The organism is Streptomyces sp. NPDC096105, assembly GCF_044763335.1.
Taxonomy (GTDB): domain Bacteria; phylum Actinomycetota; class Actinomycetes; order Streptomycetales; family Streptomycetaceae; genus Streptomyces.
The window spans coordinates 154218-169654 of sequence record NZ_JBIWGC010000001.1; the positions used below are offsets into that span (position 1 = coordinate 154218).

General features: G+C 73.2%; 11 protein-coding genes. 4 read left to right on the plus strand and 7 right to left on the minus strand.

The genetic code is table 11. The annotated features are described in order from the left end of the window. Positions 1–64: 64 nt before the first annotated feature. The 7 genes from murD to rsmH form a co-directional block, all read right to left on the minus strand. On the minus strand, positions 65–1483 hold the full coding sequence (murD, locus tag ACIQ8B_RS00710) for a UDP-N-acetylmuramoyl-L-alanine--D-glutamate ligase (protein WP_403544223.1): 1419 nt from the start codon (positions 1481–1483) through the stop codon (positions 65–67). After that, positions 1465–2538 carry a phospho-N-acetylmuramoyl-pentapeptide-transferase gene (mraY, locus tag ACIQ8B_RS00715; RefSeq protein ID WP_106414631.1) on the minus strand — a complete coding sequence of 358 codons (1074 nt, stop codon included), beginning with the start codon at positions 2536–2538 and terminating at the stop codon, positions 1465–1467. The genes murD and mraY overlap by 19 nt, the downstream gene beginning before the upstream one ends. Next, complete coding sequence (murF, locus tag ACIQ8B_RS00720) at positions 2535–3965, minus strand: UDP-N-acetylmuramoyl-tripeptide--D-alanyl-D-alanine ligase (protein ID WP_403544226.1); 1431 nt, start codon at positions 3963–3965, stop codon at positions 2535–2537. The genes mraY and murF overlap by 4 nt, the downstream gene beginning before the upstream one ends. Positions 3966–3969: 4 nt before the next feature. After that, the gene (locus ACIQ8B_RS00725; RefSeq protein ID WP_290007096.1) at positions 3970–5490 is read right to left on the minus strand and encodes a UDP-N-acetylmuramoyl-L-alanyl-D-glutamate--2,6-diaminopimelate ligase; all 1521 of its coding nucleotides are present in this window, start codon (positions 5488–5490) and stop codon (positions 3970–3972) included. Between the two features lie 219 nt (positions 5491–5709). Next, complete coding sequence (locus tag ACIQ8B_RS00730) at positions 5710–7668, minus strand: penicillin-binding protein 2 (protein WP_290007095.1); 1959 nt, start codon at positions 7666–7668, stop codon at positions 5710–5712. A gap of 5 nt (positions 7669–7673) precedes the next feature. Beyond that, the gene (locus tag ACIQ8B_RS00735; protein WP_403544229.1) at positions 7674–8168 is read right to left on the minus strand and encodes a hypothetical protein; all 495 of its coding nucleotides are present in this window, start codon (positions 8166–8168) and stop codon (positions 7674–7676) included. 89 nt (positions 8169–8257) lie between these two features. Beyond that, entirely contained in the window at positions 8258–9262 is a 1005-nt protein-coding gene (gene rsmH, locus ACIQ8B_RS00740) for a 16S rRNA (cytosine(1402)-N(4))-methyltransferase RsmH (protein WP_290007093.1), read from the minus strand. Positions 9263–9674: 412 nt separating this feature from the next. Here rsmH and ACIQ8B_RS00745 point away from each other — a divergent pair, with 412 nt between their 5' ends. From ACIQ8B_RS00745 to ACIQ8B_RS00760, 4 genes are all read left to right on the plus strand, one after another. Beyond that, positions 9675–10223, plus strand: a complete 549-nt coding sequence (locus ACIQ8B_RS00745; protein WP_106414626.1) for a carbonic anhydrase — start codon at positions 9675–9677, stop codon at positions 10221–10223. Positions 10224–10483: 260 nt separating this feature from the next. Next, positions 10484–11551 (plus strand): MoxR family ATPase, encoded by a 1068-nt coding sequence (locus ACIQ8B_RS00750; protein ID WP_241911323.1) that lies wholly within the window; start codon positions 10484–10486, stop codon positions 11549–11551. Then, positions 11551–12912, plus strand: a complete 1362-nt coding sequence (locus ACIQ8B_RS00755; protein ID WP_403544232.1) for a DUF58 domain-containing protein — start codon at positions 11551–11553, stop codon at positions 12910–12912. Before ACIQ8B_RS00750 ends, ACIQ8B_RS00755 begins: the two co-directional genes overlap by 1 nt. Next, positions 12909–15296, plus strand: a complete 2388-nt coding sequence (locus ACIQ8B_RS00760) for a DUF3488 and DUF4129 domain-containing transglutaminase family protein (protein ID WP_403544234.1) — start codon at positions 12909–12911, stop codon at positions 15294–15296. Before ACIQ8B_RS00755 ends, ACIQ8B_RS00760 begins: the two co-directional genes overlap by 4 nt. Positions 15297–15437 lie beyond the last annotated feature (141 nt).

Here is a 15437-nt window from a genome sequence, read left to right on the forward strand (position 1 = left end):
CCAACAGGTCTCGGACGGTCCCACGCGTCCCTCCCAGGGTCGCCCGGCGCCGGGGCGGCCGGGGTCAGGCGCCGAGCTCGCGCACCGCCTGTGCGAACGCGTCACCGCGCTTGTTGTAGTTGGCGAACATGTCCATCGAGGCGCAGGCCGGGGCCAGCAGCACCGTGTCACCGGGGCGTGCCAGCCGCCGCGCCTCCTGGACGGCCTGGAGCATCGCCCCAGTGTCGGTCCGCTCGAGGTCGACCACGGGGACTTCGGGGGCGTGTCGCGCGAGGGCTTCGCGGATCAGGGCGCGGTCCCGGCCGATCAGCACGGCGCCGCGCAGCCGCTTCGCCGACGCGGCGACGAGTTCGTCGAAGGTGGCGCCCTTGGCGAGTCCGCCCGCGATCCACACCACGGAGTCGTACGCGGCCAACGAGGCCTGCGCGGCGTGGGTGTTGGTGGCCTTGGAGTCGTCGACCCAGGCCACGCCGTCCACGTCGGCCACGTGCGCGATGCGGTGGGCGTCCGGGGTGAAGTTCCGCAGACCGTCCCGTACGGCGCTCGCGGGCACCCCGTAGGCGCGCGCGAGGGCCGCCGCGGCGAGGGCGTTGGCGATGTTGTGCGGGGCCGCCGGCTTCACGTCGGAGACCTCGGCGAGCTCCTGGGCGTTCCTGTGCCGGTTCTCCACGAAGGCGCGGTCGACCAGCAGGCCCTCCACGACGCCGAGTTGGGAGGGACCCGGGGCGCCGAGGGTGAAGCCGACCGCCCGGCAGCCCTCCTCCACGTCGGCCTCACGGACCAGGTCCTCGGTGGCCTTGTCGGCCACGTTGTAGACGCAGGCGATCCGGTTTCCCTCGTAGACACGGCCCTTGTCCCTGGCGTACGCCTCCATGGAGCCGTGCCAGTCGAGGTGGTCGGGCGCCAGGTTGAGGACGGCGGCGGAGTGGGCGCGCAGGGAGGGCGCCCAGTGGAGCTGGTAGCTGGACAGCTCCACGGCGAGCACGTCGTACTCCTCGTCGCCGAGGACCGCGTCGAGGAGGGAGACGCCGATGTTGCCGACGGCGGCGGTGCGCAGGCCTGCCGCCTCCAGGATGGAGGCGAGCATCTGCACGGTGGTGGTCTTGCCGTTGGTGCCGGTGACCGCGAGCCAGTCCGCCGCCCCTGGCTTCCTGAGCCGCCAGGCGAGTTCGACGTCGCCCCACACCGGCACCCCGGCCGCGTCCGCCGCCGCGAACAGCGGCTTGTCCGGCTTCCAGCCGGGCGCGGTGACGATCAGTTCGGTGCCGTCGGGCAGGGTGGCGCCGTCCCCGAGGCGGACGGTGACGCCGAGCGCCTCCAGTTCCGCGGCCTGCTCGCGGGCGCGGGCGTCGTCGCCGTCGTTGACGACGGTGACCTTCGCGCCGAGTCCGTGGAGCGCCTTGGCCGCCGGGACGCCGGAGACGCCGAGCCCCGCGACGGTGACGTGCTTGCCCTGCCAGTCGGTCACTTGTCCGCTGCCCATCCCGCGTAGAAGAGGCCGAGTCCGACGATCACGCAGATGCCCTGGATGATCCAGAAGCGGACCACCACAAGGACCTCGGACCAGCCTTTGAGTTCGAAGTGGTGCTGGAGCGGCGCCATCCGGAAGACCCGCTTACCGGTGAGCCGGAACGAACCGACCTGGATGACCACCGACATCGTGATGAGGACGAACAGGCCGCCGAGGATGGCGAGCAGCAGCTCGGTGCGCGAGCAGATCGCGAGACCCGCGAGCACGCCGCCGAGCGCCAGCGAACCGGTGTCGCCCATGAAGATCTTGGCCGGGGAGGTGTTCCACCACAGGAAGCCGAGGCAGGAACCCATCAGCGCGGCGGAGACCACGGCGAGGTCGAGCGGGTCGCGCACCTCGTAGCAGGCGCCCGGGTTGGTCAGCGTCTCGCCGTTGGCGCAGGACTCCTGGAACTGCCAGACGCCGATGAAGGTGTAGGCGCCGAAGACGAGCACGGAGGCACCGGTGGCCAGGCCGTCCAGACCGTCGGTCAGGTTCACGCCGTTCGACATCGCGAGGATCATGAACAGCGCCCAGAGCACGAACAGCACCGGGCCGATGGTCCAGCCGAAGTCCGTGATGAACGACAGCTTCGTGGAGGCCGGGGTGTTGCCGCGGGAGTCCGCGAACTGCAGCGAGAGCACCGCGAAGGCGATGCCGACGATCAGCTGGCCGGCCATCTTCGCCTTGGCCCGCAGACCGAGCGAGCGCCGCTTGACGATCTTGATGTAGTCGTCGAGGAAGCCGACCAGGCCCATGCCCACCATGAGGCCGAGCACCAACAGACCCGAGAACGTCGGGGGTTTGCCGGTGATCACCTTGGACAGGAAGTAGGCGGCGACCGTCGCCAGGATGAAGGCGATGCCGCCCATCGTCGGCGTACCGCGCTTGCTGGCGTGCTCGCGCGGGCCGTCGTCACGGATGTACTGCCCGTATCCCTTGCGGGCGAGCAGCTTGATCAGCAGCGGCGTGCCGACCAGCGTCAGGAAGAGGCCAATGACTCCTGCGAACAGGATCTGATTCATCATCGGGCGGCGACCTCACCCTCGGCACCGGTCTCGAGCAGCGCCTGCGCCACGCTCTCGAGCCCGACCGAACGGGACGCCTTCACGAGTACGACATCCCCCGGGCGCAATTCGCTGCGCAACAGGTCGACCGCCGCCTGTGCGTCGGACACGTGCACCGACTCCTCACCCCACGAACCCTCGTTATATGCGCCCAGTTGCAGCCAGGCGGCTTCCCTGCCCCCGACCGCGACGAGCTTGCTGACGTTGAGCCGGACGGCGAGCCGTCCGACCGCGTCGTGCTCGGCGAGCGCCTCGTCCCCGAGCTCGGCCATCTTGCCGAGCACCGCCCACGTGCGTCCCCCTCGTGCCCGTGAGGCTTCACCCATGGCCGCCAGCGCACGCAGCGCGGCCTTCATGGACTCGGGGTTCGCGTTGTAGGCGTCGTTGACGACCGTCACGCCGTCCGGTCGCTCGGTGACCTCCATGCGCCAGCGGGAGAGGGAGCCCGCCTCGGAGAGCGCGCGGGCGATCTCGTCTGCGGACATGCCCAGCTCGTGGGCGACGGCGGCCGCGGCGAGCGCGTTCGACACGTGATGCTCACCGTACAGGCGCATGGTCACATCACTTGCACCGGAGGGTGTGTGAAGCCTGAAGGAGGGCTGTCCGCTGTCCGTGAGTCGCACGTTCTCGGCGGAGACGTCCGCTTCGCCGGACTCTCCGAAAAAGATCACCTTCGCCTTCGTACGGGTGGCCATGGCACGGACGTAGGGGTCGTCCGCGTTGAGGATCGCGACGCCCCCCTCCTCGGCCGGCGGCAGCGACTCCACGAGCTCGCCCTTGGCCTGGGCGATCTGCTCGCGGCCGCCGAACTCGCCGATGTGCGCGGAGCCGACGTTCAGCACGAGGCCGATCCTCGGCGGGGTCAGTCCGGTGAGGTAGCGGATGTGGCCGATGCCCCGCGCCCCCATCTCCAGCACGAGGAACTTCGTCTCCTCGGTGGCGGTGAGCGCGGTCAGCGGCAGCCCGATCTCGTTGTTGAGGGAGCCGGGCGTGAAGACGGTGGGGGCCTTGCTGCGCAGCACCTGGGCGATGAGGTCCTTGGTGCTGGTCTTGCCGGCCGACCCGGTGAGGGCGACGGGGGTGGCGCCGAGCCGGGCGACGACGTGCCGGGCGAGGGCCCCGAGGGCGGCCTGGACGTCCTCCACGACGATCGCGGGCACCCCGACCGGCCGGGAGGCGAGCACGGCGACCGCGCCCGCCTCGACGACCTGGGCCGCGAAGTCGTGGCCGTCCACGCGCTCGCCGACGAAGGCGACGAAGAGGCTGCCCGGACTCGCCTCCCGCGAGTCCCGGACCACCTCGCCGGTGACCCGGACGGAGGGGTCCGGTATGTCGTGCGTCTGCCCGCCGACGACTTCTGCGATCTCGGCGAGGGAGAGGGCGATCACAAGTTCATCCCTGGGTCTTCTTGATGGCTTCGCGAAGCACCTGGCGGTCGTCGAACGGACGCACCACCCCGGCGATGTCCTGTCCCAGCTCGTGGCCCTTGCCGGCGACCAGCACGGTGTCGCCGGGCTCGGCCCGGGCGACGGCGGCGGCGATCGCGGCGGCCCGGTCCTCGAAGACCTGGACCTCGCCGCGCTGGTGGGCCGGCACCGAGGCCGCGCCCTGGAGCATCGTGGCCAGGATCGCCAGCGGGTCCTCGGAGCGGGGGTTGTCGGAGGTCAGTACCGCGGTGTCGGCGAGCCGCGCGGCGGCCGCGCCCATCGGCTCCCGCTTGGTGACGTCACGGTCGCCGCCGCAGCCGAGCACGACGTGCACCCGGCCCTCGGTCACCTTGCGCAGGGCGCGCAGCACCGACTCCACGGCGTCCGTCTTGTGCGCGTAGTCCACGACCGCCAGGTAGGGCTGCCCCTCGTCGACGCGCTCCAGGCGGCCGGGCACGCCCGGCACGGCGGCGACGCCGTCGGCGGCGGACTGCGGGTCGAGTCCGGCGGCGGCCAGCGCGACGACCGCGGCCAGGGTGTTGGCCACGTTGAACGGGCCGGGCAGCGGCGAGCGGGCGGTGATCCGCTCGCCTCCCGGCCCGACCACGGTGAACGTCGAGTCCAGCGGGCCGACGTGGACGTCCTCGGCGCGCCAGTCGGCGTCCGGGTGCCCCTCGGCGGAGTACGTGACGACCGGGACGCCGGCCTCCTTGACCAGGCGGCGGCCGTACTCGTCGTCCACGTTGACCACGCCGAGCCGGCTGCGGGCGGGCGTGAACAGCTGCGCCTTGGCCTGGAAGTAGTCCTCCATCCCGGAGTGGAACTCCATGTGCTCCGGGCTGAGGTTGGTGAAGACGGCGATGTCGAAGACGCAGCCGTCGACCCGGCCGAGGACCAGGGCGTGGCTGGAGACCTCCATGGCCACGGCCTCGGTGCCGCGCTCACGCATGACCGCGAACAGCGCCTGGAGGTCGGTGGCCTCGGGCGTGGTGCGCTCGGACTTGATGCGCTCGTCGCCGATACGCATCTCGACCGTGCCGATCAGTCCCGTGCTGCGGACGGTCCGCAGACCACCCTCGACGAGGTAGGCGGTGGTGGTCTTGCCGGAGGTGCCGGTGATGCCGATCTGGAGCAGATCGCGACCGGGGTGGCCGTAGATGGTGGCGGCCAGTTCGCCCATCCGCGCCCGCGGGTCGTCCACCACCAGCGCGGGCAGACCGGTCGCGGCGACGCGTTCGGCGCCCGCCGGGTCGGTGAGCACGGCGGCGGCGCCGAGGCCGGCGGCCTGGGTGACGAAGTCGGCGCCGTGGGCGCGGGCGCCCGGAAGCGCGGCGTACAGGTCCCCGGGCCGGACGGCGCGCGAGTCATGGGTGATGCCCGTGACCTCGGCGGCCTGCGCGGGTGCGGGGACACCCAGCTGACCGGCGAGTTCCGCGAGCGGTGTGGCGGAGACCTGGTCCGGACGGGGCGGCCCCGGATATGTCACGGGTTGGCCCTTCTGGGTGGTTTGGGACTGATCAGCGTGTGGCACGGCGGTGAGCGTACCGGGCGTACCGGCCGGCGGGGAAAAGAGGGGGCCGCGCGCGGTGCGGTCGGGCGGGGGCGGGCGACGGTCGGGCGAGGGGCGGGGGGTGTGGTGGTTCCCCGGGCCGGGGGTGATCGTTGTCACGAGGTGGTTCCTGGTGGCTCGGTGCTCGGTACGGGATCAGGGCTCGAAGGTGACCGGCAGGGCGGCGGGGGCGGCGCCGGTGGGCGGCACCTGGAGGCTCTTCAGGGCGAACGCCATGACCTGCTTGAAGACGGGGCCGCAGATCTGGCCGCCGAAGTAGCTGCCCTGGGTGGCGTTCTGGATGACGCAGTAGACGGTGATCCGGGGCTTGTCGGCGGGCGCGAACCCGGCGAAGGACGAGGTGTAGCCGTGGTACTTGCCGGTGGCCGGATCCACGCGGTTCGCCGTACCGGTCTTGCCCGCGACCCGGTAGCCCGGGATGCGCGCCTTGGTGCCGGTGCCCTCCTCGTCGTCGACGACCGACTCCAGCATCTGCGCGAGGGTCTTCGCCGTCTTCTCGCTGACGACCCGCGTCCGCTCCGGCTTCGGAGCGGGTGTGAAGCGCCCGTCGGGCCCCTTGGAGCCGCGGACGAGGGTGGGTTCGACGCGGACGCCGCCGTTGGCGATGGTCGAGTAGATGGAGGCGGCCTGCATCGCGTTGACGGACACGCCCTGGCCGAAAGGAATCGTGTACTGCTGCGAGGTGGACCACTGGTCGGGCGGGGCCAGGATGCCCTTGGTCTCGCCCGGGAAGTCCAGTCCGGTGTGGCTGCCGAGGCCGAACTCGCGCATGTAGTCGTACAGCACCTTGTTGGCCTGGGCCTGGGTCCTGCCGAGCTGGCCGGTGGCGAGGATGGTGCCGATGTTGCTGGACTTGGCGAGGACGCCGTTGAGCGTCAGGTACCAGGTCGGGTGGTCGATGTCGTCCTTGAACAGCCGGTCGCCCCGGTGCAGCCGGTTGGGCACCACGACATGGGTGCCGGGGGTGGCGACGTTCTCCTCCAGCACGGCCGCCATGGACAGCACCTTGGCCGTGGAGCCCGGTTCGAAGGCGTCCTGGAGGGCGGCGTTGCCGAGCGTCCTCGGGTCGGCGGCGGACAGGTCGTTGGGGTCGAAGCCGGGGGCGTTGGCCATCGCCAGGACCTCGCCGGTGCGGGTGTCCTGCACGATGACGTAGCCGCGGTCGGCCGCGGACTCCTCCACCTGCTCGCTGATGGCGTTCTGCGCCGCCCACTGGATGTCGCGGTCGATGGTGAGCTCGATGTCGTCGCCGGGCACGGCCGGGGTCTCCGTGGAGCCCGCGGTGGGCACCAGACGGCCGCCGGACTGGGCGTAGCGGATCTTGCCGTCCTCGCCGGCCAGCCGCTTGTCGAGCTGGAGCTCGACGCCGCCGCTGCCCTTGCCCTCGGCGTTGACCCAGCCCAGTATCCCGGCGGCGAGCTCGTTGTTCGGGTATACGCGCTTGCTGGTGGGCACGGAGAAGACGCCGGCCAGCACGTTGACGGTCGAGGTGTCGGTCTCGGCCTTGGTGGCCAGGGCGGCCTTGAGGTCCTTGATCTGCTTCCAGACCTGGGGGGTCTGCCGGCCAGCCAGCTTCACGTAGCGCAGCGACGGGTTGTCCGGGCGCAGCTTGCGGACCAGGTCCTCCTGGTCCGCGCCGAGGATGGGGGCGAGCAGCGCCGCGGCCTGCTCCGGCCCGTCGTCGATCTCCAGCTCGTCGGGGGCGAACATCGTGGGGTCGGCGGTGATGTCGTAGGCGTCCTCGCTGGTGGCGAGGGCGACGCCGTTGCGGTCGGTGATCTCGCCGCGCTCGGCGGCCAGCACCTGGCCCACGTAGCGGTTGCGCTCGGCCTTGCCGGCGTAGGTGCTCGCGTCGACGGCCTGGACCTGCACCAGGCGGACGACGAACGCGAGCATCACGAGGGTGAGGGCCACGCCGACCAGGCGCAGCCGCGGGCGCGGGCTGCCCAGCCGGATGGTCTTCGGGGTGCCGGGGCGCGGTCCTCCGGGCCGGCGGACCGGGCGGGCGCCGGGGCCGGAGCGGCCGCGGGCGGCCGGACGGACGGGCCGGGCGGGTCCGGGCACCCGGCGGCGGGGCGGTTGCCTGTCGGACACTTCCGTCACCTGCCGGGGGTCGAGACGTGCGAGGAACGGGGGGCGGGTTCGGACCCGGGCGGCGGGGCCGTCGCCGTGGCCAGCGCCTCGGGCGCGAGGACCAGGGGGGCGCGGGCCGCGGAGGCTTCGCTGGGCACGCCCTTGACCTTGCCGTCGGGGGCGAGGAAGGCGGGGTCGCCGCCGGGCACCATGCCGAGCTCGCGGGCGCGGCGCTGGAGCGCGTCGGGGGCGGAGTGGGCGTCGATGTCGCGCTGCAGGGCCTGCTCCTCGTCCGTGAGCTCCTTGGTCTCCCGCTGGAGGTCGTCGAGGCGGAACGCGCCCTCGCTGAGCGCGGAGTTCAGCACCAGCAGGCCGATCAGACCGCCGCCGAGGAGCAGGACCACGAGGAGCACGAAGGGGGTGCGGGCCGCCTGGGCGCGGCCGGTGGGCAGGAGCTGCGCGAGCCGCGCCGCCCTCCCCCGCAGCTCGGGCCGCCCCTTCAGTTCGGGTTTCCTACTCACTCACGCTCCCCTGAGTTCGCTCGTCCCGTCCGTCCGTCCGCCCGGCCGTCGCCCGCCCGGGGTCCGGCCCGTGTCTCACCGCCGCCGCCTCACCCGGCGTCCTCCCGGATGCGCTCGGCGCCGCGCAGCCGCGCGGGAGCCGCACGGCGGTTCCCGGCGATCTCCTCCTCGGTGGGAAGTTCGGCACCGCGCGTCAGCAGCTTGAGCCGCGGCTGGTACTGCTCGGGGACGACCGGGAGCCCGGGCGGGGCGGTGGTGGCGGCGCCCGCCGCGAACACCTGCTTGACCAGCCGGTCCTCCAGGGAGTGGTACGACAGCACGGCGATGCGTCCGCCGACGTCGAGGGCCTTCACGGCCGCCGGGACGGCCCGCTCCAGCACCGACAGCTCGCCGTTGACCTCGATCCGCAGGGCCTGGAAGGTGCGCTTGGCCGGGTTGCCGCCGGTGCGCTTGGCGGCCTGCGGCAGCGCGTCGCGGATCAGCTCGACCAGGCGGGCGCTGGTGGTGAAGGGCTCCTTCTCGCGCTCGCGCACGACGGCGGCCACGATCCGCTTGGCCTGCTTCTCCTCGCCGTAGGCGCGCAGGATGCGGACGAGCTCGCCGGGCGGGTAGGTGTTGAGGACCTCGGCGGCGCTGACGCCGGTCGTCTGGTCCATCCGCATGTCGAGGGGGGCGTCCTGGGCGTACGCGAAGCCGCGGCCGGCCTCGTCGAGCTGCATCGAGGACACCCCGAGGTCGAACAGGACGCCCTGGACACGAGGGACGCCGAGCCGGCCGAGGACGTCGGGCAGCTCGTCGTAGACCGCGTGCACCAGGGTGGCCCGGTCGCCGAAGGGGGCGAGCCGTTCGCCGGACAGGCGCAGCGCCTCCTTGTCGCGGTCCAGGGCCACGAGCCGGGCCTCGGGGAAACGGGTGAGCAGCGCCTCGCTGTGGCCGCCGAGGCCGAGCGTGCAGTCGACGACCACCGCGCCGGGCCGCTCCAGGGCGGGCGCCAACAGGTCCAGGCACCGCTGGAGCATCACCGGGACGTGTCGGCTCTCGCCCTCCCGTCGCCCGCCACCGCCCTCGTGCGGAAGCGCTTCGCGCCCTTTCACTTCGGCCCTCTCAGATCCGGCGTGACACTCACGCACCGCCGGTTCCCCGCCCTCCCCGGTGAGGGGGCGGCCGGCGCCGGAGGCGTCGGCCGGGCGGCGGCGGGAGGAGGCCGAGCCGTACGTACGCGCCGCGCACGCGGGAGATCCCCTGGCCGTGGCCGGGGATCCGGGGAAGTCACAGCGGCGGGCGGTCTCGCCTCCCGCTTCGCGTCACTTTAGTCCACGGTCCGGCCCGGTCAATCAACCGGACTGCGCGTCGCGGCCCGCGCGGGTCAAGGGACGGATCGGACACATCACCCGTAGGAAGGGGGTCACACCACTCCTGTGGGTTACCTCACACCAAGGTTCGTCGGCATTCTTTGTGCCCTCTCACAACGGGCCCGACGCCCTCATGACCAGTACGGTCAGTCGTATGACGACTTCTGCATCCGTGCCCGCCGGTGCCGGGAGCACCGCCGCCGGCCCCGGCACCGTGACCGACCGTCTGGTCGAAGCCAACGAGCGTTACGCGGCCGCGTTCACCGATCCCGGGATGGACGCCCGCCCGGTCCTCCACGTCGCGATCGTGGCCTGCATGGACGCCCGCCTCGACCTGCACGACGCGCTGGGCCTGTCGCTCGGCGACTGCCACACCATCCGCAACGCGGGCGGCGTCGTCACCGACGACGTGATCCGTTCGCTGACCATCAGCCAGCGGGCGCTGGGCACGCGCAGCGTGGTCCTTATCCACCACACCAACTGCGGCCTGGAGTCCCTCACCGAGGAGTTCCGGCACGATCTCGAGATGGAGGTGGGACAGCGCCCGGCGTGGGCCGTCGAGGCCTTCCGGGACGTGGACCAGGACGTCCGCCAGTCGATGCAGCGGGTGCGGACCTCGCCGTTCCTGCTGCACACCGACGACGTGCGCGGGTTCGTCTTCGACGTCAAGACGGGTCTGCTGCGCGAGGTCGACCCCGCCTGACCCGGCCGTCCGTCCCGGGGCCGGCCGCACCCGGAGAGCCGTCGAACGCCGCAGGAGCTGACATATCGCTGTCAGTTGTCCACAGGCGAGTGACACGAAACGGTAACGACGGCAAGAATGCGGAAGTGGTGTCACCCGGAACTTTTTCCGGGTGACGCCCGTGATTCGGGGAGGGCCGGTCCGCTGGACGAGGGGTCGGCCGGGACATGTGGGGAACCCCCGCTTCATCACGGAGCGCGGGAAAGGCCGAGGAGGGCCGGGTGACGACCTATGACGATCGTGCGAGCCATGGGGGCGCCCCCGACCGGGCATACGGGGCGGTCGGGGAGGACCTGACCGCCGTCGTGGAGCGCGTGCGCGGTTCGGTGGAAGGCGTGATCGAGGGGAAGCCCGAGGTCGTACGGCTCTCGCTGACCGTGCTGCTCGCCGAGGGACATCTGCTCATCGAGGACGTCCCGGGAGTCGGCAAGACGATGCTGGCGAAGGCACTGGCGCGGTCGATCGACTGCTCGGTGCGGCGCATCCAGTTCACACCGGACCTGCTGCCCTCGGACATCACCGGTGTGTCCATCTGGGACCAGCAGCGCCGTGACTTCGAGTTCAAGCCGGGCGCCATCTTCGCGCAGATCGTGATCGGCGACGAGATCAACCGCGCCTCGCCGAAGACGCAGTCGGCCCTGCTGGAGTCGATGGAGGAGCGCCAGGTCACCATCGACGGCAAGACCTACGAACTGCCCAGCCCCTTCATGGTGGTGGCGACGCAGAACCCGGTCGAGATGGAGGGCACCTACCCGCTGCCGGAGGCCCAGCGCGACCGTTTCATGGCCCGCGTGTCGGTCGGCTACCCGAGCGCGGAGGCCGAGCTGCAGATGCTCGACGTGCACGGCGGCGTCTCCCCCCTGGAGGACCTCCAGCCGGTGGCGCACGCGCACGAGATCGTGAAGCTGATCGAGGCGGTGCGCGGCGTGTACGTGGCCGAGCCGGTCCGGCGGTACGCGGTCGACCTGGTCGCCGCCACCCGCACGCACCCGGACCTCAGACTCGGGGCGTCGCCGCGCGCGACGCTGCATCTGCTGCGGGCGGCGAAGGCGGCGGCGGCCCTGGAGGGCCGTGACTACGCGCTGCCGGACGACGTGCAGGCGCTCGCCGTCGCCGTGCTCGCCCACCGTCTGCTGCCCACCGCGCAGGCCCAGCTCAACCGCCGCACCGCCGAGCAGGTGGTGCAGGAGATCCTGCAGCGCACCACGGTGCCCGGGGCGGCCGGCCAGCCCGCCGGGTTCGGCCTGGGCAGCGGAGGCTACGGCCAGCAGCCGCCCCGGAGGCTGTGATGAGCACCGCCGGCGCGGTCCACGCCGACGACGACCGGGACGACCGGAGCGGGCTGAGGACCGCCCTGGCGGGGCTCACCACCCGGGGGCGCTCCTTCCTGGCGGCCGGGATCGCGGCCGCGATCTGCGCGTACGTGCTCGGGCAGAGCGACCTGCTGCGGGTCGGGCTGCTGCTGGCGGTGCTGCCGCTGGTGTGCGCGGCCGTGCTCTACCGCACCCGCTACCGGGTCGCGGGCAGCCGCCGGCTCTCCCCCGGCCGGGTGCCGGCGGGGACCGAGGCGCGGGTGCACCTGCGCATGGACAACGTGTCCCGGATGCCCACGGGCCTGCTGATGCTCCAGGACCGGGTGCCCTACGTGCTCGGGCCGCGCCCGCGGTTCGTGCTGGACCGGATGGAGACGGGCGGGCGCCGTGAGGTGTCCTACCGGGTCCGCTCCGACCTGCGCGGCCGCTACCCGCTGGGCCCGCTGCAGCTGCGGCTGTCCGACCCGTTCGGGATGTGCGAGCTGAACCGCTCGTTCTCCTCGTACGACACGCTGACGGTGACCCCCCGCGTGGAGGCGCTGCCGCCGGTGCGGCTGAGCGGCGACTCGAAGGGGTACGGCGACGGGCGGCAGCGCTCGCTGGCGCTGGCCGGCGAGGACGACGTGATCCCGCGCGGCTACCGCTACGGCGACGATCTGCGCCGCGTCCACTGGCGCTCCACCGCCCGCTACGGCGAGCTGATGGTGCGCCGCGAGGAGCAGCCGCAACGCGCCCGCTGCACGGTGCTGCTGGACACCCGCGCCGTCGCCTACGAGGGCGCGGGGCCGGACTCGGCGTTCGAGTGGGCGGTGTCGGGCGCGGCCTCGGTGCTGGTGCACATGCTGGAGCGGGGCTTCTCGGTGCGGCTGCTGACCGACACCGGCGCCTCGGTGCCCGGCGAGGGCGCCGACGGGTTCTCAGGGGTGCACCAGGAGTCGGCGGACGCGGCCGGGCTGATGATGGACACCCTGGCCGTGGTGGACCACTCCGACGAGGAGGGCCTGTCCCGCGCCCACGACGTGATGCGCTCCGGGGGCGAGGGGCTGCTGGTGGCGTTCCTCGGCGACCTGGACGACGAGCAGACCGCGGTGCTGGCCCGGATGCGGCAGCGCACCGGAGGCGCCGTCGCCTTCCTGCTGGACAGCCACGACTGGCAGCGGGAGCCGTCGGACGTGCCCGGACCCGCGGAGCCGGGCGAGGAGCGGCTGCGGATGCTGCGCGAGTCGGGCTGGACGGCCGTGGCGGTGCCGCGGGGCGCCTCGCTGGAGCAGCTGTGGCGGCAGGCGGACCGTGAGCGCTCGGGCCTGGTGGCGGCGAGCGGTGGGGAGGGACCGTGATCAGCTCACTGGCCAGGCTGACGGTGCGCGCCTGGGCGGCCACCCTGCTGGCGGCGTGCGCGCTGCTGCCGCTGGTGGAGTCGACCGCCTGGATACTGCAGGTGGCGCTGCTGCTGGGCGTGCAGGCGGGCGTGGGCGCGGCGGCGCGGCGGGTGCCGCTGGCGCGGTCGCTGACGGTGACGGCGCAGGTCGTCGTCACGCTGCTGCTGCTCACCCTGATGTTCGCGCGGGAGCACGCCGTCGCCGGGCTGATACCCGGCCCGGACGCCGTGCGCTTCTTCGGCCAGCTGCTGGAGCAGGGCGGCGAGGACGTCAACCGGTACGCGATACCGGCGCCGTTGACCGACGGCATCCGTCTGATGCTGGTCGGCGGGGTCCTGATCATCGGCCTGCTGGTGGACGCCCTCGCGGTGACCTTCCGCAGCGCGGCCCCGGCCGGACTGCCGCTGCTCGCCCTGTACTCGGTGGCCGCGGGCCTGACGGACAACGGCATCGAGTGGCTGTGGTTCCTGCTGGCGGCGGCCGGTTATCTGATGCTGCTGCTCGCCGAGGGCCGGGACCGGCTCTCCCAGTGGGGCCGGGTGTTCGCCGGACCGCCGCGCGGCCGGGGCAGGGAGACGCCCGGCACGCCGGCGCCGGTGCGCTTCGGGCACCGGATCGGCGTGGTGGCGCTGGGCATCGCCCTGGTGGCGCCACTGGCGCTGCCCGCGATGGACGGCGGTCTGCTGGACCCGGACGGCCGGGGCATGGGCGTGGGGAGCGGCGGGGGCGGCACCATCTCCGCGGTGAACCCGCTGGTGTCGCTGCGCGACTCGCTGAACAACGACGACGACCGCCAGGTGTTCTCGGTGCGCACCGAGATGGAGAACACCTCGGACCTGTACCTGCGCATCGTGTCCCTGGACGACTTCGACGGCACCACGTGGAAGCCGTCGAAGCGGGCCATCACCCAGGTGCCCGAGGGCTTCCCCGCCCCGCCGGGCCTCGGCCCCGACGTGGAGTTCACGGAGGTCGGCACGTCGATCTCGGTGGCGAAGACGTACGGCCAGACCTGGCTGCCGATGCCGTACCCGCCGAGCCGGGTGAGCGTGCAGGGCGACTGGCGCTACGAGCCCGTCGGCATGACGCTGGTCGGCGACCACGGGCAGAGCACCAGCGGCCTGACGTACGAGGTGCGCAGTCTCGACGTGCGGCCCACGGCGGAGCAGCTGGCCGGGGCGCCGGAGCCGTCGGCCGGGGTGCTGCGCGAGTACACCGAGCTGCCCGACTCGCTGCCCGCCGTGGTGCACAGGACCGCGCGTGACGTGACCGACGGCGCGGAGAGCGCCTACGACCGGGCGGTCATGCTGCAGGACTGGTTCACGCTGAGCGGCGGCTTCCAGTACGACACCCAGGTCGACGTCGGCAGCGGCTCGCAGGCGATCGCCCGCTTCCTGCAGGACAAGCGGGGCTTCTGCGTGCACTACTCCTTCGCGATGGCGTCCATGGCGCGGTCGCTGGGCATCCCGGCGCGTATCGCGGTGGGCTTCGCGCCCGGCGCCCCGCAGGCCGACGGCACGATCTCGGTCGCGATGCGGGACGCGCACGCCTGGCCCGAGCTGTACTTCGAGGGCGTGGGCTGGACGCGGTTCGAGCCGACCCCGACCCGTGGTTCGACGCCGGACTACACCGTGCAGGACGTCGAGGACAACGGGCCGGCGGATCCGGCCCGGCCGTCGCAGGCCACGCCCTCGGACCCGTCGGCCGCGCCGTCGCAGAGCACGGACTGCCGGGCGGACGGCAGCGGCCCGGGGGCCTGTGAGAGCGAGTCGCCGCAGGCGGCCCTGCCGGTGGACGACGACGGTCCGAAGTGGCACGTGGTGCTGCTGTGGGCGCTGGCCGGGCTGCTGGTCCTGGCGCTGCCGCTGGCACCGCTGTTGTGGCGGACGCGGATGCGGACGCGGCGGCTGGGCGGCCACGGCCGCTCGGAGGAGGACGTCGCACCGTACGTGCTGGCCGCCTGGGAGGAGCTGACGGACGCGGCCTGGGACCACGGCATCGTGCCGGACGAGTCGCTGACCGCGCGCGGGGCCGCCGGCCGTCTCGTGCGGCAGGGCCGGCTCGAGGGGGACGCGGCGGCGTCGGTGCACCGGCTGGCGGGGGCGGTGGAGCAGGTGCTGTACGCGCCGCGGCCGCGGCCGGCCGCGGGCCTGACGGACGACGTGCGGCGCGCGACGGCCGCGTTGCGGGCCTCGGCGTCGCGCCGGGCCCGCCTGCGGGCGGTGCTGGCGCCGCGGTCGGCCGTGCGGGTGGTGTGGGCGGTGTCCGACCGGTGGACGGCCCTGCGGGACCGTCTCACCGCCCTCCGCCCGAACTGGCGCCTGCCGTCCCGCCAGCGTGGCTGAGGCCGGATGCGGCTGCGGGCCGTCCGTAGTCGTTGGGGGGGGGGGCCCCCCCCCCCCCCCGGGGCCGGGGCGCCCCCCCCCCCCCACCGCGCGCCCCCCGGGGGGGGGGGCGCCCCGGGCGCGCGGGGGGCCCGCGGGCGC

Coding starts and splice junctions, on each gene's coding strand:
- ACIQ8B_RS00745 (WP_106414626.1), top strand. CDS start 9,675: ATGACGACTTCTGCATCCGTGCCCGCCGGTGCCGGGAGCACCGCCGCC.
- mraY (WP_106414631.1), bottom strand. CDS start 2,538: ATGATGAATCAGATCCTGTTCGCAGGAGTCATTGGCCTCTTCCTGACG.
- ACIQ8B_RS00755 (WP_403544232.1), top strand. CDS start 11,551: ATGAGCACCGCCGGCGCGGTCCACGCCGACGACGACCGGGACGACCGG.
- murD (WP_403544223.1), bottom strand. CDS start 1,483: ATGGGCAGCGGACAAGTGACCGACTGGCAGGGCAAGCACGTCACCGTC.